This is a genomic window from Sulfurimonas sp. (assembly GCF_041563495.1).
GTDB lineage: Bacteria > Campylobacterota > Campylobacteria > Campylobacterales > Sulfurimonadaceae > Sulfurimonas.
Map to the genome: position 1 here is coordinate 37,442 of NZ_JBFFMZ010000005.1, position 21,603 is coordinate 59,044.

The 21,603-nt window shown below is 36.9% G+C and carries 19 protein-coding genes; 17 read left to right on the forward strand and 2 right to left on the reverse strand.

What is annotated here, in order from left to right; all coding sequences use genetic code 11:
- Positions 1-155: 155 nt before the first annotated feature.
- From murJ to ABYK18_RS06465, 5 genes are all read left to right on the forward strand, one after another.
- On the forward strand, positions 156-1,562 hold the full coding sequence (gene murJ / locus ABYK18_RS06445; RefSeq protein WP_373035830.1) for a murein biosynthesis integral membrane protein MurJ: 1,407 nt from the start codon (positions 156-158) through the stop codon (positions 1,560-1,562).
- Positions 1,563-1,663: 101 nt separating this feature from the next.
- On the forward strand, positions 1,664-2,425 hold the full coding sequence (locus tag ABYK18_RS06450) for a VIT1/CCC1 transporter family protein (protein ID WP_373035831.1): 762 nt from the start codon (positions 1,664-1,666) through the stop codon (positions 2,423-2,425).
- 51 nt (positions 2,426-2,476) lie between these two features.
- Positions 2,477-3,877: a cysteine--tRNA ligase gene (gene cysS, locus ABYK18_RS06455; RefSeq protein WP_373035833.1), complete on the forward strand. Its 1,401-nt coding sequence runs from the start codon at positions 2,477-2,479 to the stop codon at positions 3,875-3,877.
- On the forward strand, positions 3,878-4,783 hold the full coding sequence (locus ABYK18_RS06460) for a class I SAM-dependent methyltransferase (protein ID WP_373035834.1): 906 nt from the start codon (positions 3,878-3,880) through the stop codon (positions 4,781-4,783).
- A 54-nt stretch (positions 4,784-4,837) separates the two neighbouring features.
- The gene (locus ABYK18_RS06465; RefSeq protein ID WP_373035835.1) at positions 4,838-7,114 is read left to right on the forward strand and encodes an EAL domain-containing protein; all 2,277 of its coding nucleotides are present in this window, start codon (positions 4,838-4,840) and stop codon (positions 7,112-7,114) included.
- Here the strand turns inward: ABYK18_RS06465 and ABYK18_RS06470 are convergent.
- Positions 7,094-7,654 carry a DJ-1 family glyoxalase III gene (locus tag ABYK18_RS06470; protein WP_373035836.1) on the reverse strand — a complete coding sequence of 187 codons (561 nt, stop codon included), beginning with the start codon at positions 7,652-7,654 and terminating at the stop codon, positions 7,094-7,096. The genes ABYK18_RS06465 and ABYK18_RS06470 overlap by 21 nt on opposite strands.
- 266 nt (positions 7,655-7,920) lie before the next feature.
- On the opposite strand from ABYK18_RS06470, the gene ABYK18_RS06475 reads away from it, so the two are divergent.
- The 4 genes from ABYK18_RS06475 to ABYK18_RS06490 all read left to right on the forward strand — a co-directional run bounded on the left by ABYK18_RS06475 (position 7,921) and on the right by ABYK18_RS06490 (position 12,995).
- Positions 7,921-9,207, forward strand: coding sequence for a hypothetical protein (locus ABYK18_RS06475; protein WP_373035837.1), 1,287 nt, complete (start codon positions 7,921-7,923; stop codon positions 9,205-9,207).
- A gap of 130 nt (positions 9,208-9,337) precedes the next feature.
- Positions 9,338-10,396 carry a quinone-dependent dihydroorotate dehydrogenase gene (locus tag ABYK18_RS06480; RefSeq protein ID WP_373035838.1) on the forward strand — a complete coding sequence of 353 codons (1,059 nt, stop codon included), beginning with the start codon at positions 9,338-9,340 and terminating at the stop codon, positions 10,394-10,396.
- On the forward strand, positions 10,393-11,691 hold the full coding sequence (locus tag ABYK18_RS06485; protein ID WP_373035839.1) for a M16 family metallopeptidase: 1,299 nt from the start codon (positions 10,393-10,395) through the stop codon (positions 11,689-11,691). The genes ABYK18_RS06480 and ABYK18_RS06485 overlap by 4 nt, the downstream gene beginning before the upstream one ends.
- Before the next feature lie 248 nt (positions 11,692-11,939).
- Positions 11,940-12,995: a D-alanine--D-alanine ligase gene (locus ABYK18_RS06490; RefSeq protein WP_373035840.1), complete on the forward strand. Its 1,056-nt coding sequence runs from the start codon at positions 11,940-11,942 to the stop codon at positions 12,993-12,995.
- 43 nt (positions 12,996-13,038) lie between these two features.
- On the opposite strand, the gene adk is transcribed toward ABYK18_RS06490, so the two are convergent.
- The gene (gene adk, locus ABYK18_RS06495; RefSeq protein ID WP_373035841.1) at positions 13,039-13,686 is read right to left on the reverse strand and encodes an adenylate kinase; all 648 of its coding nucleotides are present in this window, start codon (positions 13,684-13,686) and stop codon (positions 13,039-13,041) included.
- A gap of 182 nt (positions 13,687-13,868) precedes the next feature.
- Here adk and ABYK18_RS06500 point away from each other — a divergent pair, with 182 nt between their 5' ends.
- The 8 genes from ABYK18_RS06500 to cysK all read left to right on the forward strand — a co-directional run bounded on the left by ABYK18_RS06500 (position 13,869) and on the right by cysK (position 21,588).
- Positions 13,869-14,933: an alkene reductase gene (locus ABYK18_RS06500; RefSeq protein WP_373035842.1), complete on the forward strand. Its 1,065-nt coding sequence runs from the start codon at positions 13,869-13,871 to the stop codon at positions 14,931-14,933.
- Between the two features lie 320 nt (positions 14,934-15,253).
- Positions 15,254-15,478, forward strand: a complete 225-nt coding sequence (locus tag ABYK18_RS06505) for a DUF2061 domain-containing protein (RefSeq protein ID WP_373035843.1) — start codon at positions 15,254-15,256, stop codon at positions 15,476-15,478.
- A gap of 8 nt (positions 15,479-15,486) precedes the next feature.
- Positions 15,487-16,194: a phosphoadenylyl-sulfate reductase gene (locus ABYK18_RS06510; protein WP_373035844.1), complete on the forward strand. Its 708-nt coding sequence runs from the start codon at positions 15,487-15,489 to the stop codon at positions 16,192-16,194.
- A 9-nt stretch (positions 16,195-16,203) separates the two neighbouring features.
- Positions 16,204-17,115: a sulfate adenylyltransferase subunit CysD gene (gene cysD, locus ABYK18_RS06515; protein ID WP_373035845.1), complete on the forward strand. Its 912-nt coding sequence runs from the start codon at positions 16,204-16,206 to the stop codon at positions 17,113-17,115.
- 1 nt (position 17,116) lies between these two features.
- On the forward strand, positions 17,117-18,529 hold the full coding sequence (cysN, locus tag ABYK18_RS06520; RefSeq protein WP_373035846.1) for a sulfate adenylyltransferase subunit CysN: 1,413 nt from the start codon (positions 17,117-17,119) through the stop codon (positions 18,527-18,529).
- Between the two features lie 8 nt (positions 18,530-18,537).
- Positions 18,538-20,133 (forward strand): nitrite/sulfite reductase, encoded by a 1,596-nt coding sequence (locus ABYK18_RS06525; RefSeq protein WP_373035847.1) that lies wholly within the window; start codon positions 18,538-18,540, stop codon positions 20,131-20,133.
- Between the two features lie 86 nt (positions 20,134-20,219).
- Positions 20,220-20,633 (forward strand): Rrf2 family transcriptional regulator, encoded by a 414-nt coding sequence (locus ABYK18_RS06530; protein WP_373035848.1) that lies wholly within the window; start codon positions 20,220-20,222, stop codon positions 20,631-20,633.
- Between the two features lie 34 nt (positions 20,634-20,667).
- Positions 20,668-21,588, forward strand: a complete 921-nt coding sequence (cysK, locus tag ABYK18_RS06535; protein WP_373035849.1) for a cysteine synthase A — start codon at positions 20,668-20,670, stop codon at positions 21,586-21,588.
- Positions 21,589-21,603: the final 15 nt, after the last annotated feature.

Here is a 21,603-nt window from a genome sequence, read left to right on the forward strand (position 1 = left end):
TTAATAAAATAACTCTATTTCTACATCTAAAAAAAGCATAATCCTGTACTGGAGCTCAATATTTGATATGCACAAATAATAAAATAAATAATGTAGTTTTACGTATTCTTTTGTTAAACTTTCGTAAAAACAACTAAACAGACACAAAGAAGCCCATGTTTAAAGCTATTTTCACAAACAGTTTTGGAATTTTATTTTCAAGAATTTTAGGATTTATAAGAGATTTACTAACGGCATCTGTTCTTGGTGCAAACATATATAGTGATATCTTTTTCATAGCCTTTAAACTGCCGAATCTTTTTCGCCGCATCTTTGCAGAGGGTGCATTTACACAAGTCTTTATCCCTGCTTTTGCAAAGTCCAAACACAAGGGAGTATTTTCAGCAAATATCTTTGTCATCTTTGTCTCTGTCATACTAATCATAACTCTACTTGTAAACCTTCTGCCTGCTCTTGCAACGCAAGCCATAGCTGTCGGTTTTGACGAGAAGACAATAGAGTTGGCATCTCCGTATGTAGCCATAAACTTTTGGTATCTGCCGCTTATATTTGCAGTCACGTTTCTTAGTACGATGCTTCAGTACAAACACCACTTTGCAACATCAGCTTTCTCGACTGCTCTTTTAAACTTATCACTTATTTTTGCTCTTCTTTTATCACGGGATAAAACTCAAGCAGAGATAGTCTATTACCTAAGCTGGGGTGTGGTCGCGGGCGGGCTGATGCAGCTTGGAGTTCATGTCGTAGCCATATATAAGATGGGACTTGTGAAACTACTCTCAGGCGGATTTAAACACCTGAGAGTAAAATCAAAGATTATCAAAAAAGATACAAGAGAGTTTAGAAAACAATTCTTTCCTGCCATGTGGGGAAACTCTACCGCTCAGGTAAGTGCATTTTTAGATACTTTCTTAGCCTCTTTTTTAGTAACAGGTTCTATCTCATACCTATACTACGCTAACCGCATCTTCCAACTCCCCCTGGCTCTTTTTGCCATTGCAACTTCCATAGCTCTTTTTCCAAGAGTCGCAAGATACATAAAGAACAAGGACGAAGAAAAAGCTCTACTCTTTTTGCAACGTGCATTTTGGTTTTTAGCATTTTTACTGACTGCTAGTACTATTGGAGGGCTTATACTTTCACGTGAGATAACATGGCTTCTTTTTGAAAGAGGTGCATTTAGCGCAGAAGACACCAAGAACACTACTTTGGTTCTGCAGATGTACATGATAGGACTTCTGCCTTTTGGTCTTCAAAAGCTCTTTGTCCTGTGGCTCTACGCCAAAGAGATGCAGATGAAGGCCGCAAAAATAGCAACTTTTTCCCTAGTCACTTACGTCATCTTTGCACTTTCGCTTATCTCACCCATGGGAGTAAGCGGTCTGGCACTTGCATCTACAGTTGGCGGTTTTGTAAGCTTCACTCTGACTATAAGAGTCTTCGGAGTTAAAAACTTCCTTGAGATGCTACGCTCTAAAAATGCGCTCTTTCTTGTAATCGGGGCTGTTGTGTTTACCGGATTGCTTTTGGTTTTTAAGGATTTTGTCAATAGTTATATTTAACACACATCTTATATGTTAATTTTTTTTATTTTTTTAGGTTAATATGTTTATAATGTGTTTGAATAAAAAGCTAACAAAACTTTGCAGAGGTGTATCGCCACATGACTCATGAAAGAAATCAAAAACTATCAGAAGAACATCGCCCGGAAGTTATAAGAAAAAAACTGAAAAGTCCAGGCAAAGAAAATGTAGCATCTGATGCCGTTTTAGGAGGGATAGACGGATGCGTGACGACCTTTGCCGTCGTGGCCGGTGTCATTGGTGCAGACTTTTCTCCTTTTGTAGCTTTGATCTTGGGATTTTCAAACCTCATAGCAGACGGATTTAGCATGGCTGTCAGCAACTATGAGTCACTTAAGACTACTGACGAATTTGTTCAAAGTATTCGAGATTCGGAAAAAGAACACATCGACAACATACCGGAAGGGGAACGCGAAGAGATCCGTCAAATATTTAAAAACAAAGGCTTTTTTGGGGATACACTTGAAAAGATTGTAAATACCATAAGTGCCGATCAGCACTTATGGATTGATACCATGCTGACAGAAGAGCATGGCGTACAAAAAACAAGCAAAAACCCGTTCAAGGCCGCAATTGCAACATTTACTTCATTTGTTGTTGTTGGCGCAATGCCTTTGATACCATTCATGTTCTCTGAAATCGAAAAGAATGTACAGTTTGCAATAAGTGCATCTCTTGCAGCGCTTATGTTCTTTTCTATAGGTGCTTTAAAGAGTCGGTTTGTTTCCAAGCCAATATTCCTATCAGGACTCAGTACTCTTTTAACAGGTGGTACAGCCGCCATACTTGCATTTGCTACCGGCTACTTACTAAGGAATGTCTTTAGCCTTACTGTGCTATAATCACGAATATAATAACTTCAATAAATAATTACAATCATAGGAAACCATCAGATGTACATATACGACTCAGTACAAAAAATAAAACGTGAGTTTACTCCGCTCGTAGAAGGTAAAGCTTCTCTTTATGTATGTGGACCGACTGTTTATGATGACGCACACCTTGGTCACGCTAAAAGTGCTTTAGTTTTTGACCTTCTCTCTCGTGTCCTAAAAGCAAACGGTTACGATGTTACTTATGCGAGAAACATCACGGACATCGATGACAAGATTATCAAAAAAGCTGCAGAATCAGGCAAAGATATCAAGGAAATTACAGATTTTTACACAACTGCCTTTCACAAAGAGATGGATGCCATCGGTGTCTCTCGTCCGGACTTAGAGCCAAAAGCGACAGAGAGCCTAGATGCTATGTACGAACTTATACAAAAGCTTATAGACTCAAAACATGCTTACAAGACTGCTGAGGGTGATGTTTACTTTGACACTTCAAGCGATGGCGAGTATCTTTCTCTCTCCTCAAGGGTCCAAGATGAAGATGACAAACAACAAAGAGTCGAGAACTCTCTGCAAAAAAGAAATCCTGCCGACTTTGCTCTGTGGAAAAGCGTAAAAGACAACACTGTAACATTTGACTCTCCATTTGGTAAAGGTCGTCCAGGCTGGCATCTGGAGTGTTCTGCGATGATAGAAAAGCACTTGGGATCTGATGGTGCAGAGTTTGCGGTTGATATCCACGGCGGTGGAGCTGACCTGCTCTTTCCTCACCATGAAAACGAAGCTGCACAGACCAGATGCGCGACTAACCACGCACTTGCAAACTACTGGATGCATAACGGTTTCGTAAACATTGACGGCGAAAAGATGTCTAAGAGTCTTGGAAACAGTTTCTTCTTAAAAGATGCACTAAAAGAGTATGACGGAGAGGTTCTGCGTTTTTACCTTTTAAGCACACACTACAGAAGTAACTTCAACTTCAACACACAAGACTTAGCGGCTTCTAAAAAGAGACTTGACAAGATATACAGACTTAAAAAGAGACTTTTCGGACTGCCTGACTCTGCAGATGCCACACCGTTTAAAGAAGCTCTGCTAAAAGCTCTAAGTGATGATATGAACGTATCTTCTGCTCTTGCACTTATTGATGAGATGATATCAAATGCAAACGAGACACTTGACACTGCAGGAAAACATAAAGAGTTAAAACGTGAAACTCTCTCAAACCTTGCATACATAGAAGAGCTTTTAGGTTTTGGTGTTAAAAACCCTTTTGAATACTTCCAGTTTGGCGTAGATGCCCACACTAAAGAGCAGATATTCGACCTTATAATGAAAAGAGATGCTGCAAAAAAAGAGAAAAACTTTCAAGAGTCGGACAGACTTCGTGATGAGATATTAGCATTCGGTGTAAGCATAATGGATACACCGCAAGGTACTTTTTGGGAAAAGGTTTAGATGACTATCTTAGATATACAAAAACACCTGGAAGAAAATTCAAAAGATTTAACTTCTGAGTTTAAAAGACTTTTTCACGGTCGCGGCGGACTTTATGAAGGTTGGAAGCATCTTACTATCGACTCCATAGATGACATTTTAAGTGTTGCACTTTACTTTGAAGAGGACAATGAAACAGAACTCTTAGAGATGCTAAAAGATTTTACCAGCTCTAGCAGACATAACAGCCTAGTTGTTCAACGCCGTTACATCAAAGGTGCTCCAAGTGAAGTTATAGTCGGAGAGTTGGCTGATGATATCTTTGTAGTTGAAAACGGCATGAAGATAAAACTCAACCTCTTATCTAACCGCAACAGCGGATATTTTGCAGATATGAAAAACGGCAGGGAATTTGTAAGACAAAACTCCAAAGACAAAAGTGTACTAAACCTTTTCTCATACACTTGTGCTTTTAGCGTGGCTGCAATGATGGGCGGTGCATACAAAGTCTCTAACATTGACATGAGCAAGGGTGCTCTTAGTACAGGACGCAAAAACCACCATCTTAATGATATAGATACCAGAGGTGTCAGCTTTCTTCCCTACAACATCTTAAAATCATTCTCGCGCATAAAGAAAAAAGGTCCTTATGATTTGATTATCATTGACCCTCCTACCTTCCAAAAGGGAAGCTTTGAAGCTACAAAGGACTACAAAAAGATTATAATGAAACTGCCTCAGATAGCATCTGAGGATTGTACACTTTTGGCATGTCTAAACTCTCCTGACTTGGACGAAGAGTTCATAAAAGAACTTATAAAAGAACTTGCTCCAAGTTTTAAGTTTATAAAACGTCTGGAAAATGTTGAAGAGTTTAAAAGTGACAACGAACAAAAGTCTTTAAAAAATCTTGTCTTTCAAAGATAAAAAAAAGTTAACTAACAGTATACTTTTTTTACAAAAACAATCTGGATATAACAAATGCTAACAATAGATGAAAATAGTTTGGAAGTGAGAAAAGAATTGATGCGCATCGCATCTTCAAATCTTCTTCTCTCATCTTTTGCCGTAGTCGTAAACGCTTTAATTATTACAGTTGCATTTTGGAACATAGCCGATAAAGCGTTGTTGTCTGTATGGCTGTTGTCTGTTTCTCTGATATTTCTGATTAGAAATATCAACGTAAGACTTTATCTCAAAAATATTGAAAATTTTTCACTTTATTCTCAAGAGAAGCTCTTCATAAACTTAGCTTTACTGACAGCATTGATTATGGGTGCAGGCATCTCATATCTCTTGCCCGAGAACAAACCGTTTCATCAAGCCTTTTTAACAATGATAATGGCAGGTTTATCAGCCGGTATCGTTATGAGTTTATCCATATATAAAAATCTTGCAAAAAATTATTTAATAATTTTTCTGGTGCCTTTTATCTATTCTATGTACAGTCTTGGCTCTGATTTACACATACTTATGTCAATTTTAATAACTCTTTTTTTACTTTTACTTATTGGTTTCTCAAAAAAATATCATAACAGCATCGTAGAAGTAATTAGGTCAAAATTATTAATCAATAGGTCTGAAAAAGAACTAAAACTTTCTCAAGATCATTTCTATACTATTTTTAAACAAGCACCTGTCGGTGTTTTAACATACGACAAAGATCTAATCATTCGAGAATTAAATCAGGAACTTTCTTCTTTACTAAAAGTCCCTTCAGAAAAATTGATTAATATGGATCTCAAACAACTTCCTGACCAATCTTTAAGACCGGCAATGGATGCAACTCTAAAAGGTGAAAACGGCTTTTACGAAGGTAGTTATCACACAAAGATTTTAGGTTTAGATCTTTGGCTAAAAATGCAGACCGTTCCTATGTATGATGCCGATAACAACATTAAAGGCGGACTTGCTATAATTGAAGACATTACAAGCCGTATTGAGTCAGAGAAGAAGATTCGTCATCAAGCTTTTTACGACCATCTCACAGGTCTTGCAAACCGTCTGACTTTCAATGAACGCCTAGAACGCGAGCTTGCAAGACTATCAAGACATAACCGTTATGGAGCTGTACTTTTTATAGACCTTGATAACTTCAAAACCATTAACGACTCTCTTGGACATCATATAGGTGATGAGATTCTTAAAACTTTTGCCTCAAGAGCCTCTAGCGTTGTACGAAAAGAAGATACTGTCGCAAGATTGGGTGGCGATGAGTTCGTTATCTTGTTATCTGAATTAAGCGAAGATGAACTTCATGCAACAGAGTATTCACATCATATAGCTGAAAAACTGCATACTCTGATGAAAAAACATATCGATGTTGAACAACACTCTCTATATGTAACCCTAAGCATTGGTATAACAACTATATCTTTACAATATGAAAATATAAATGACATTTTAAAACATGCTGATATAGCCATGTATAAAGCAAAACAGTCCGGTCGAAACACTACATGTATTTTTGAACAAGATATGAGTAAAAAAATCGAAGACCAACTTACACTGGACAATGAACTGCGTGAAGCTTTAAAACTAAATCAGTTTGAACTATACTACCAGCCTATAGTTGAAATGAAAAATTCCGGGATTAGCTCCTGCGAAGCATTAATAAGATGGAACCACCCTACCCGCGGCTTAGTTTATCCGGACAATTTTATACCGTTCGCAGAAGAAAGCGGTCTGATTATTTCTATAGGAGATTGGGTTATTGAAAAGGCCTGTATGGATTATGAAGAACTCAAAAAAAGCATAAAAACAATATCAATAAATATAAGCTCTAAACAGTTCAATCAAGAAAATTTTGTGCAAAACATCTTAAAGACAGTAGAAAAATATAACATCGATCCAACTGCATTTAAACTCGAACTTACAGAGTCGGTGGCTATTAACAATCTTTCAACTACCATAAAAAAAATGAATCTCTTAAAGTCACACGGATTTACGATAGTCATGGATGATTTTGGCACAGGCTATTCATCTCTTTCATATCTGAAAAATCTGCCGTTTGACTGTCTTAAGATAGACCGTAGTTTTATTAAGAACGCTCTGGATAATCAAGATGATGCTTCTTTGGTAAAAACAATTTTAACTATTTCAAAGCAGTTTAAATTTTATGTGATTGCAGAAGGTGTAGAGACTAAAGAACAGGTTGAGTTCTTAAGATTTTTAGATTGCGAGTACTACCAAGGATTTATTACATCCAAAGCAGTACCTGCCAATAAGTTTGAAAGATTAGTCACAGAAGCCAGCTAAAACTCCGCTCTTGATGGCTTGGTATGTCTCTTGGCCTTTTAGTTTTTTGACTATTGCCAGTGCAAAACATATAGCCGTTCCCGGTCCGCGGGATGTCATAACATTACCATCTTCGACTACCATTGCTTTATCGCCCATATATCCCTCTTCTCTGATCTGTTCTTGTACAGAAGGATAACATGTGTAGTTGTGCTTTAGTACACCTGCTTTGTTAAGAGCAAACGGCGCCGCACAAATCGCAGCAATATTTTTACCCTTTGCATCCATCTCTTTTAAAATACTTTGAACATTCTCATCATCGGCCAAGGCGTGAGTCCCGCCCCAGCCGCCTGGAAGGATTATCATATCTAAAGAATCTGCACTTACGTCTTTTATGTTCATATCACACACTATTGTAATGCCGTTCGCTCCTTTTACGGCACTATGCTCATTTAAAGAAGCAACCAAGACTTCTACTTCTGCCCGTCTTAAGATGTCTATTACGGACACAGCTTCTATCTCTTCAAAACCGCCAGCTATAGGTACTAAAACTTTACTCATGATATCTCCTGTTTAATTTATAATATTTTTAATTATATCAAAATATTAGAAGACATATATAGTAATCTACTATTAAAAATAGTCCTGAATTATAATTATTTATAATAAAGAATCACTTAAGTATTAATGAGTTATTCTTTAAAAGACGCTTTGTATATGCTTTGAAAACAGAGCGTAAAAGGTTGAGATAATTTTTCTTGAAATATATCATGAAAAATTAAAAAAATGCCAAACTGCACTCATTGTAGTTTAAAAGGAGAAAGATAATGAAAAGAGAATCTTATCAAATAAGGACTAAGCTCTTTATTTTTTTTAGTCTTATAGCATTTTTCAGTATAGAGTTATATGCCGCACCGATGTTTGCACGTAAATACAATGTAAGCTGTACTACATGTCATTCAGCCTTTCCAAAGCTTAATGAGTACGGAAAAGAGTTTATGTCCAATAATTTTAGGATGCCAAATTGGAAAGATACAACTCTAAAGGTTGGTGACGATCAGCTCGCTCTGCCGAGTTCTGTACCACTTTCTTTTCGCTTACAGGGTTTTGTTCAGGCACGTGAAGGAGAAGCAGTTGATGTAGTTACAGGAGAGTCAAGTAAAACTGATGTCGATTTCCAAGCTCCGTATTTGATTAAAATGCTCTCCAGTGCACCACTCTCAGAACATATTAGTTATTACTTTTATGCAATCTTTGCAGAGAAAGGTGGAAACGGTGAAGTAATAGTAGAAGATGCTTGGTTTTCTTATGATGATCTGTTTGGTAGTGAAATTAGTATGTTACTCGGACAGTTTCAAGTCTCTGATCTGATGTTTCCGCGTGAGACCAGGCTGACTTTCCAAGATTATATGGCTTACCGTATGGCTGGAATCACTTATGATAGGGGTGTTATATTTGAAAGAGATATTGGTCCGATCGAAATCGGTCTAGGACTTGTCAACGGCAACGGTATTAATGAAAATGTGACGATTAACAGCCCAGGTTATCGCCGTCCAGACCATATGTTTGATAACAACAGTGGAAAGGCTATCTTTGGCAGAATCGGTACAGAATTAGGTCCTGTTTCGACGGGTTTATTCTATTATTACGGTACACAAAAGAATGCAACTGGTAATGCCGGAATTGACAGCGGCACACGTAATACCGACAAGCAGATTGCGGGAGTTGATTTCTCAGGAACATATGGAAGTGATATCTCTTGGTTTGGACAACTCTTATGGAATGAATGGGATGGCTTTATTGATATAAATACTAAATACACTTGGCTTGGAGGATTTGTTGGAGCCGACTATACTCCTGGAGGAAATTGGAGCTATTCATTGCTATATAACTATGCCGATGGATATGACTTTGATAACACCGATACAGTATACGAAGGTATTGATATCAACAGTCTAACACTAAATGCTTCTTACTATTTTATGCGCAACGTCAAAGGAGTAATTGAGGTCAATGCAGACTTTCTTAGTAAAGAAGAAAAAAGCGGAGTATTTTACACCGGTCACCTAACACAGGAAAATTATATTTTATTTGGATTTGATGCTGCCTTTTAAATAAGATAGCTGTAATAAAGGTTAATGTCATGGCTCAATATACGCAATATAGCCATGACTGCTTACATTAGTATATTTTTACCTTTATTTTAGTATAATCTCTAAAATATTAAAAGGTAAATTTGCGAATATGATAAATTATAAAAGTATAAAACCTTGGCTTTTTAAACTACAGCCAGAGAATGCACACCACATAGCTGAAACAGCTATTAGAACTGCAAATATTTGCCAGATTCCGTTTAACTCTTTTTTAGAATCCCACTTCATAACAGATGATGTTTTAAAACAAGAGCTTTTCGGACGTACTTTTTTAAACCCTGTAGGACTTGGAGCAGGATTTGATAAAAATGCTACGATGATTCGCGGTATGCAGATACTTGGGTTTGGTTTTACTGAGATAGGCACCGTAACGCCTAAACCTCAAGAAGGAAACCCAAAACCAAGAATGTGGCGTCATATAGCACAAGAGTCTATTCAAAACGCTATGGGCTTTAACAATGACGGTGCATTAAAAGTCCAAGGAAGACTTAAAAAAATCTACCCTTTTACAACTCCTATTGGTGTAAACATAGGTAAGAACAAAGTAACTCCTGAGAGTGAAGCTATCAACGACTACACACATCTCATAAAAACCTTTAACGGTTTGGGTGATTACTTTGTTATAAACATTTCTTCTCCAAATACTCCGGGTCTAAGAGACTTGCAGAATGAAGAGTTTATAAGCAGACTTTTTGCAGAAGCAAAGGCACTTACAGATATGCCTATACTCTTAAAAATAGCACCTGATATGAGCGAAGAAGATGCTGTTGCACTTACTAAAATGGCTGTAGAAAAAGGAGCTGACGGCATCGTCGCCACAAACACGACAATAGATTACTCTTTGGTCAGCGACCCTTATGATGTCGGCGGACTTAGCGGTGCAGTTTTAAAAGAAAAAAGTTTTAAAATCTTTGAAGCTGTAGCAAAAGAGCTTTACGGCAAGACTACACTTATATCTGTCGGCGGAATCGACTCGGCAGAAGAAGCGTACAGAAGAATCAAAGCAGGAGCTTCTCTTGTGCAGATACTAAGCGGACTCGTATTTCATGGTCCTGATATGATTATGAATATAAACAAAAAGCTCATAGAGCTTATTAAAGCTGACGGATATGCAAATATCACTGAAGCAATCGGTGCAGACAGAAAATGAAAACTTTCTTAGCACTCATACTAATTTTAGGGACACTAATGGCATCATCATTACCAAAATATGAGACTAAAACACTAAAGAACGGATTACAGATTGTTGTCATCCCTCTTAAAAATTCTACAAACGTAATTTCTACTGATATCTTTTATAAAGTCGGAAGCAGAAATGAGGTTATGGGCAAAACCGGAATAGCTCATATGCTAGAACATATGAACTTCAAGTCTACAAAAAACCTCCAAGCCGGAGAGTTTGACAAAGAAGTTAAAAGCATCGGCGGAGTAAACAACGCATCTACGAGTTTTGACTATACTCACTACTTTATAAAATCAAGCACAGACAACCTCTCTAAATCACTTAGTCTTTATTCTGAGCTTATGCAAAACCTGAACCTAAAAGACAAAGAGTTTCAGCCAGAACGTGATGTTGTTGCAGAAGAGAGACGTTGGAGAACAGAGAACTCTCCACTTGGTTACCTTTACTTTTCGATGTTTAACAACGCTTATGTTTACCATCCGTACCATTGGACACCTATCGGTTTTATGAACGACATCCAGACTTGGACTATAAAAGATATCAAAGACTTTCACAAGACTTACTATCAACCAAGCAACGCTATCTTGATGGTTACAGGTGACGTTGACCCTAAAGAAGTGTTTAAAAAAGCTAAAAAAGAGTTCGGCAAAATCAAAAACAAAGCTAAGATTCCCGAGGTTAAAGCTATAGAACCTGAACAAGACGGAGCAAAAAGAGTAACTATCCATAAAGATAGTGAAGTAGAGATGCTTGCTATTACATTTCATATTCCTGACTTTAAAGACAAAGACCAGGTTACACTTAGCGTGATCTCTGAGATTCTTTACTCAGGTAAAAGCTCAAGACTGTATAAAGAGCTCATTAACAAAAAACGTCTCGTAAACCAAGTATACGCGTACAATATGGAGAACATCGATCCGGGTCTTTTTATCTTTTTAGCATCTTGCAACCCTGGTGTAAAAGCTGAAGAAGTTGAAAAAGAGCTAATAGAACAAATAGAGTTAATGAAGACTACAAAAGTTACAAAAGCAGAACTGGACAAGGTGAAAATCAACACGAAAGCCGACTTTATCTATTCGTTAGAGAGTTCTACTTCTGTGGCTAACCTTTATGGAAGCTATCTGGTCCGCGGTGATTTAAATCCACTTCTTACTTATGAAGAAGACATCAAGAAGATAACAGCCGCAAAAGTTCAAGAGGCTGCTAAAAAATACTTTAACTTTGACAAATCGACTACACTTATTTTAAAAAAGGCTGAGTAAGCCCTTTTTAAAATAAAAAATTGCATATCTTTGTGAATTCTTCTCCTTTATTCTGCTATACTTTGTATAATATCATAATACTTGATCTGTATTTGACTTCGTTTTTGTAATACTTCAAAAACATAATAACTACACATAAAGCTTAGATCTACTCAAATTAACATTAACAGATTTTAGTTAGGCTTTTTCATATGCACTTTATATATCTAACAAAACTACTGATGCATACAAAATCAAGGTATCCTTAATTGAATATAGAAATAATAACTACACCAAATGAAGATTTAAAAGAGAGTGGCTTTGGAAGTCTCAACTCTTGTAACACTATGTTAGAAGCAATAATTAATATGGGACACAATGTTGTCCTAAGCGTATGTAAGACTAAAGAAGACTTACTTCATATAGTTCTTAGAGAACCTGACTTAGTTGTTTTGGGGGTTAAGTATTTGACATTTAAAGATGAACCTGATGTTTGGCTAAGTGAATATTTTTCTAATCACAAGATAAATTACACAGGTTCATCAAAAAATGTACTAAAATTTGATTCAAGTAAGGTTATTGCCAAGTCCTACTTAAAAAACAGAGGGGTAAAAACAGCTGATTACTTTACTGCTGTTCCCGGACAATATACAACACAAGAAGATTTACCTCTTAAGTTTCCACTATTTTTAAAACCCATAGATGCTGCAAACGGAAACGGAATTGATGACTTATCATATGTAACCAATTATGAAGAATTTGAAACTAAAGTACTTTCCTTGTATGGGCAGTACAATTCTCCTGTATTGGTAGAAGAGTATTTAGACGGTAAAGAATACACAGTATCAATCATTCAAACAAGTAGTGGACGCTTAGTTATATCACCAATTGAAATAGTACCTTTAACTTCAGCAAACGGTCTTAAAATTTTAGGTCATAAGGCAAAAACAGATGATTCTGAAAAACTTTGTAAAATCACAGACAATATGACGAAAGTCAGACTGATAAAAATGGCTACTGAAGTCTACTTTGGTTTAGGCATAAGGGATTATGGTCGTGTTGACATTAAAATAGATAAAGATAATGTCTGTTATTTCATGGAAGTAAATCTAGTTCCCGGAATGACATATGGCTCAAGTTATTTTCCAAAATCATGTGAAATAGAAAATAAATTTGATTATGATGATGTAGTTGCTCTGATGCTCTCACAAGGAATAAGTCGTATCCCTTCAAATAAAAATATTAACAAAAAAATCAAACTAAATAGTAATTTTCTTAACGGATATAGTATAGAGACCAGGATGTCTCAAAATCTGTCTTCATAAGATTAATTATGCCCAAGTAAAACTTGGGCACAAAATATAATTATTAACCTAGTTGAGAAGTAATAGCAGCTTCAACTTCAGAGATGTGAGCCGTTCCATCTACCGTTATGTAAGTTAAAGTATCAACTTTTTTTGCTTGTTCTTTGTAGTAACCGATAAGAGGTTGAGTAAGCTCATGATAAACTTTAAGACGGTCAAGAACTACGTCCTCTTTGTCATCATCACGCTGAACTAAATCTTCGCCCGTCTCATCATCTTTACCTTCTACTTTAGGAGGATTGTAAACAACATGGTAAGTTCTACCAGATGCCAAGTGAGCACGACGACCTGACATACGTTTAACTATCTCTTCATCAGGAACGTCAATCTCGATAACTGCATCGATATCGATACCTGCATTCGTAACGGCATCTGCTTGAGGAAGTGTACGAGGAAAACCGTCTAGTAAATAACCGTTTTTACAGTCATCTTCAGCTATACGGTCTTTTACAAGTCCGATAATAATCTCATCAGTAACAAGTTGACCTGCATCCATAGCTGCTTTTGCCATTTTACCCATCTCTGTGCCGGCTTTGATTGCTGCTCTTAACATATCACCAGTCGAGATCTGAGGAATGTTAAACTTTTTTGTTAAAAATTGCGCCTGAGTACCCTTACCTGCACCAGGTGCTCCTAATAATATAATTCTCATTGTGTCTTCCTAAATGTTTTGTTAATGAAACTATATAATAATGAGTTTAAAATAAGCTCTATTTTAGACAAAAAATTAAATTTTTTTCAAATTTTAAAAATAAATCCTATTAGTTTCTTTTCTTTATATTAATAAAATTTATACTGTGAGATAATAGTTATAAATATTTTAAGGAGTTAGTTATGGATCTTTTCTCACCCATTAAAATCGGAGACTACACTTTAAAAAACAGAATATTCATGGCACCGATGACAAGATGCAGAAGTGTTGATAACAACATTCCAAACGACCTTATGGCAACCTACTACGGACAAAGAGCAAGTGCAGGACTCATAATAACCGAAGCAACTCAGATCTCAACACTTGGCATCGGCTATCCTTGTACTCCGGGCATCCACACAAAAGAACAAGTACAAGGCTGGAAAAAAATTACACAGATAGTACATGAAAAAGGTTCCAGAATCTTTTTACAGCTTTGGCATGTAGGAAGAATCTCTCACTCAGCTTATCACAAAGGCAAACTGCCCCTAGCTCCATCTGCCATCAAACCAAGCGGTGAAATATACACTTATGAAGGTATGAAAGAGTTTGAAACCCCTAAAGCTCTAGGCGTAGAAGAGATAAAAGAAATAGTAAAAGAGTATGCAAAAGGAGCTAAAAATGCAATAGAAGCAGGCTTTGACGGAGTTGAGATTCACGGTGCAAACGGTTATCTCATAGATCAGTTCTTAAGAGACGGTACCAATAAAAGAGAAGATGAATACGGCTCGAACATACAAAACAGAAGCCGTTTCCTGTTTGAGATCATTGAAGCCGTAACGAAGGAAGTCGAGGCTGATAAAGTAGGACTCAGACTTTCTCCAAGCGGTACTTTTAATGATATGAGCGACTCAAACCCGCAAGAACATTTCAAATATGTGTGCGAAAAGCTAAATGATTACAACCTAGCTTATCTGCATATCGTAGATGCACTAGAAGGCGATATCCGTCATGGTGCAAATGTTGTAGAACTCTCTATACTAAGAGAAGCATATAAAGGTATTTTGATTGTAAACGGAGGATATACAAAAGATAGAGGAAATAAGACTATCCAAAATAATCTAGCAGATGCTGTAGCTTTTGCGGCACTATATATCTCAAATCCTAATCTGCCTGAAGCTTTTAAAAACAACAAAAAGTTAAGAGAAGCAGATCCAAGTACATTTTATACTCAAGATGAAAAAGGTTATACGGATTATCCTGTGTAATCTTTTTTCTCTTCCAAAAAAGCTTTTTTTTTCAATTTTTCAATTTTTTTCTGAAAATAATTCATTTTTATTTCATACTCATGTAATTTAATAGAGATTAAATTTTAAAAATATACAACAAAAATAAAAAATTATACGCACCTTACAAACCCCTAAAATAAGTACTTTCAATGACATTAATTTATTTTATTTTATTTTTATCCCTACTAATCTAGTCAACTATACCCTACTAACCCTATAGATTTACTTGACAATGAACAATCATTCAGTTACAATTTTAACATACATTTGATATTTGATATCAATTAAGAGGAATTAATATGAAAGAAAAGGCTTATAGATCTATTGTCAAGACAATCTCTTGGAGAACACTTGGGACTATAGACACTATTGTGATTTCATATTTTATTACAGGCAGTTTTACAATGGCTGCATCTATAGGGTCGATTGAAGTTGTAACAAAAATGGTTCTCTACTATTTACATGAGAGAGGATGGAACAAAATACAACTAGGCAAAGTCCAAAGCCCGGATTATCATATATAGGAAATAAAATGGAAACTAAAGTAAAAGAATTAAACAAACAGTTCAAAAATGCGTCTACACTTGAAGTGTTAGAATATCTTTTAAAACTAAGAGATAAAAAAGTTGCACTATCTTCTAGCTTTGGGGCTGAAGATCAGGTGCTTACGGACATGATGCTAAAAATCGACAATAAGGCGTGTATTTTTACTCTCGATACCGGAAGGCTTCCTGATGAGACTTACAGTGTTATGGATGAGACAAACTTAAAATACCAAATCAAGGTGAATGTCTTTTTTCCAAGAGCCAGAGAGATTGAACTATTATATAAAAAACAAGGAATAAACGGTTTTTATGAATCTATTGAAAATAGAAAAAACTGTTGTTATGTCAGAAAGATCGCTCCTCTAAAAAGAGCTCTAAGAAATGTTGACTTCTGGATAACAGGTCTTAGATCTGCTCAAAGTGTGACAAGAGAAAATATAGAACTCTTTGAGTTTGATGAGACAAACAATGTTATCAAAGTCTCTCCTTTGATGGACTGGTCCGAAGAAGATATATGGGCTTACATAAAAAACTATAGAGTCCCTTATAACAAGCTTCATAAGCTTGGCTATCCGAGTATAGGTTGTGCACCGTGTACAAGACCTGTAAGAGAAGGCGGTGATATTAGAAGCGGTAGATGGTGGTGGGAAAACCCTGAACATAAAGAGTGCGGATTGCACTTAAAGTCTGCGTAGGAGACAAAGATGATTGATAAAGAAAAATTAACACATTTAAAACAGCTGGAAGCCGAGTCTATTCATATAATGAGAGAGGTTATATCCGAGTTTGAAAACCCGGCTATGCTTTACTCTGTCGGTAAAGATTCTGCGGTGATGTTGCATCTTGCTCAAAAAGCCTTTTTCCCGGCTAAGTTACCATTTCCTCTGCTTCATGTAGATACAAGATGGAAGTTTAAAGAGATGATCGAGTTTCGTGACAAAATGGCTAAAGATATCGGGTTTGAACTTTTAGTTCATACAAATCCAGATGGAATAGCTCAAGACATTGGACCTTTTAGCCACGGTTCTGCTGTTCATACGGATGTGATGAAGACAGAAGGTCTGAAACAGGCACTTAACAAGTACAAATTTGACGCTGTATTTGGCGGCGCAAGACGTGACGAAGAGAAGAGTCGTGCAAAAGAGAGAATCTACTCATTTAGAGATGAGAAGCACAGATGGGATCCAAAAAACCAAAGACCGGAACTTTGGAATATTTACAACTCAAAAGTTAAGAAAGGTGAATCTATCAGAGTATTTCCGCTTTCTAACTGGACGGAGCTCGATATTTGGCAATACATCTATTTAGAAAGTATTCCTATTGTTCCTCTTTATTTGTCTCAAAAGAGACCTGTAGTTGTAAGAGACGGTGTAAAAATTTTAGTTGACGATGAGAGACTACCTCTTGAAGAAGGAGAAAGCCCAAGTCTTGAAAACGTAAGATTTAGAACACTTGGATGTTACCCGTTAACGGGGGCAGTTGAGTCGAGTGCAACGACACTTCCTGAGATTATTCAGGAGATGCTTCTTACTAAAACAAGTGAGAGACAAGGCAGAGTTATTGATAACGACAGTGCGGGATCAATGGAAAAGAAAAAAATAGAGGGGTACTTTTAAGATGTCAAAACAAGAAACAAAAATAGCTAACGATATAGAGAGTTATTTAAGAGAACATGAAAACAAACAACTGCTCAGATTCATCACTTGCGGAAGTGTTGATGATGGTAAAAGTACGCTCATAGGAAGACTTCTTCATGATTCAAAGATGATTTTTGAAGACCAGTTGGCTGCCATTAAAAACGACTCTAAAAAGTCTGGAACAACAGGTGAAGAGTTTGACTTGGCACTTTTAGTTGACGGACTGGCGTCTGAGAGAGAACAAGGTATTACTATCGATGTTGCGTACAGATATTTTGCTACTGATAAGAGAAAGTTTATCATCGCTGATACTCCTGGTCACGAGCAGTACACAAGAAACATGGCGACAGGTGCTTCAACAGCAGACTTGGCCATCATCCTGATAGATGCAAGATATGGTGTGCAGACTCAGACTAGACGTCACTCATTCATTACAAAACTGCTTGGTATCAAGCATCTGGTCATTGCGATAAACAAGATGGACTTGGTTGACTTCAGCCAAGATAGATATGAAGAGATCAAAAAAGATTATTTGGAATTTGCAGACGAGTTAGGTTTGACATCTGACTTGACACTTATTCCAATGTCCGCTTTAAATGGTGACAACGTTGTAAATATCAGTGAGAAATCGCCTTGGTATGAAGGTAAGACTCTTATGGATACGCTTGAGACTATTGAGATAGCGTCTGACAGAGACTTGACTCACTTTAGATTGCCTGTTCAGTATGTAAATAGACCAAACTTAAACTTTAGAGGTTTTTGTGGAACTATTTCATCTGGAATTATTAACATCGGTGATTCAGTTACTGTTTTACCTTCTGGTAAAAGCTCGAGTGTTAAAGAGATAGTTACTTACGATGGTAATCTTCAAAGTGCTTATGCACAGCAGGCTATTACCATCACTCTAAACGATGAGATAGATATCTCACGTGGAGATATTTTGGTAAAGAGTGATGAACAACCTGACAAGGCAAGCGAGTTGGATGTAAACATCGTTTGGATGGATGAAGAGCCGCTTATAAAAGGTAAACAATACTTTTTTAAACGTGCTTCAACAGTAGTTACTGGTTCTATTGATAGTTTTTATCATAGGACTGACGTAAATACACTAGAGAAACAAAGTGTCAATAAACTAGAACTTAATGAGATTGGATTTGCAAGATTGTCACTCAATCAAAGTATTGCATATGATTCATACGACCACATTAAAGCGATGGGCAGTTTTATCATCATAGACAGGATTACAAACAATACCGTCGGTGCAGGAATGATCGTAAAGAAGTCGGAGCAAACACCAAAAGCAGTGACAAACGAACACTCAGAGTTTGAGGTTGAGTTTAATGCGCTAGTTAGAAAACACTTTCCTCATTGGGAAGCTAAAGAGATATTATAGGAAAAATTATGGCAAAGGAAACAGCAGCGCAGAGAGTTGAGCGAATCAAGGTCGAAAAAAACGGTCTGGACGTTCTTAGGGATATTTATCACTACTCAATCAGCGGTGAAGAAGTTCATGGCGAGGATATAGACAGATTCAAATGGTATGGTCTCTATACTCAAAACAGAAATCTTCAGGCAGCTGATGATGAGACTCTGTATTTCATGTTAAGAGTAAAGCTGGTGCAAGGGTCTATAAATAAAGCTCAATTGAAAATTCTTTCTGAGATTTCCAGAGAGTTTGCAAGATCGACTGCGCACTTTACGACAAGACAGTCTATACAGTTTCACTTTATAAGAGTTCGTGATTTGGCGGAAATCTTTCACAGACTCAACAATGTCGGACTAAGCACAGTTTTTGCCGCAGGCGATGTTCCAAGAAATATTGTCACTTGTGCAGTAGCAGGTGTAGATGAAAATGAACTCTATGATGTAAGAGAGATCGTAAAAGAAGTTAATGAGTATTTTGATGGGAATAAAGACTTAGTTAACTTACCAAGAAAGTACAAAGTAGGAATCTCAGGATGTGCCAAACACTGTATGGGACATGAGATACAAGACCTATCTTTTAGTGCAGTAGCATTTGAAGACGGAAAAATCCTTTTTGATGTAAGTGTCGGCGGAGGTTTGGCATCTAACAAGCAGTTTGCTTTGCATCTTGGGTTTGTTGAAGCTACCAATATTTTAGAAGTTGTAGAAGCCGTATCGCTTATATACAGAGACCACGGGTTAAGAGAAAACAGAAGAAAAGCAAGACTGGGTCACCTCATAAGTGAGTGGGGTCTTGAAAAGTTTAAAGAAACTCTCGAGAAGAGTCTTGGCTTTGAGTTTAAACAGGGCAAAGCACAGGAGTATACTCCTTATGCAAAAAGAGAACACTTTGGAGTTCACAACTCAAAAGAAAATTCCAAAGTATACATAGGTTGTGCCGTAAATGGCGGAGATATAGGGGCAAATGGTTTAAAAAACATTGTCAATTTGTTACAAAAGCACGGTGCGACAAAGATAAAACTGACGACAACGCAAAACTTTGTAATACTGGATGCACCGAAAAAAGCGGCTGATGATTTGGTAAAGGATTTACAGGCTATAAACATAGATGCAAATCCAAACCCTTTTAAAGCGAGAACCATCTCTTGTACAGGGATGAAGTTTTGTAAGTTTGGAATCAGTGAGACTAAAGATGCAGCTATATCTTTAGCAGAGCATCTGCATGAAAAGTTTCCTGATTTTGAAGAAACCGTAAGTATCTCGATGAATGGATGTCCAAATTCTTGTGCACACCCAAACATAGTGGATATCGGTCTTGTAGGTACAAAGTTTAAAGATGAAAATGGTGAGACTGTCTCAGGTTTTGAGTTGGTCTTAGGCGGAACCCTTGAGGGAGATAAATCTAGATATGGAGAAAAGATGAAACTAAAAATTAAACCTCAAAACGTAAATCGTACAGTTGAGCAGATTATTGCTTCATATATAAAAAGCTCTAAAAAGTATTTAGGGTTATTTTTGAAAGACTTGATAGACGGTGATGAGTTTACTATCTATGATTTGAATAAAAAATAATCCATACTATAGTAAATCAATAGAGTTACTTGAACAGGGTTTTAAAATCTGTTATCATTTGACAGATTTAAATAAAGGTATAAAAAATGGCAATCATATCAACTAAAGGTGCTTACGGCTTAACGGCAATAGTCATTCTTGCAAAAGAGGATAACAAAAAACTGTTACAGATTAAGGATATCGCTGCAAAAGGTGATATTCCTCAAAACTATCTTGAGCAGATACTTGTACTGCTCAAGAAAAGCGGTCTTGTCGAGAGTGTCAGAGGTGCAAACGGCGGATATAAACTTGCCAAAGATACTAACAACATAACGGTATATGAAGTACTGAACTCTTTGGAATGTTGTCTTGCCCAGACAGATAACAAAAGCAACGACAACATGTTACAGCCGTTTTGGGAAGATACCCAAGAAAAAGTAAAAGAGATTTTCCAACTCTCTATAAAGGAACTGGAGGAGTTTTTAGAAAAAGACTCTCAAAACATTACATATCATATCTAAGGGTATGTTATGAAATAAAATTAAGGAATATAAAATGAACATTGCAAAAGATGTAACTGAGTTAATCGGGAATACTCCATTGGTGAGAATAAATAAATTCTCTAACGAAACAAAGACTACTATTTTAGGCAAATGTGAATTTATGAATCCTTCTAGTTCTGTAAAAGACAGAATCGCTCTGGCAATGATAGATGCAGCTCTTGAAGAGGGAAAAATAAACGAAGGCACCATAATTGTCGAACCTACAAGCGGAAATACCGGGATAGGCCTAGCAATGGTTTGTGCGGCTAAAGGTCTTCAGCTGACCCTTACGATGCCAGAATCCATGAGTCTCGAACGAAGACAGCTACTGAGTGCACTAGGAGCGAACATTGTACTGACTCCTGCTGCTTTGGGTATGAAGGGTGCGATTGACAAGGCAGCTGAGTTAGATGCACAGATGCCAAAGAGTTTTATGCCTCAACAGTTTAACAACCCTGCAAATCCAGAGATGCACAGAAGAACAACGGCTCTTGAGATTTTAAAAGACACTGAAGGCAAAGTAGATATTTTAGTTGCGGCAGTCGGAACAGGCGGTTCATTAAGCGGAATCGGAGAAGTTTTAAAAAAGCACAATCCAAATATCCGAGTTATTGCGGTAGAGCCTTCAAACTCTCCCGTTATTTCGGGAGGAAAACCGGGAGCTCATAAGATACAAGGTATAGGTGCGGGAATAATTCCTGGTGTTTTAAACACTGAAATCTTTGATGAAATCATCAAAGTAGATGATGAAGATGCTTTTGCGACATCTAAAGAGTTGGCAAGAACAGAAGGTCTGCTTGTCGGCATCTCATCTGGTGCAAATGTATTTGTAGCAAAACAGATAGCCCAAAGGGTTGAAAATAAAGGTAAAACTATAGTTACAATCCTGTGTGATACGGGAGAGAGATATCTTAGTACAAGCCTTTATTCCTAAAGAGTTGAAGGTAAT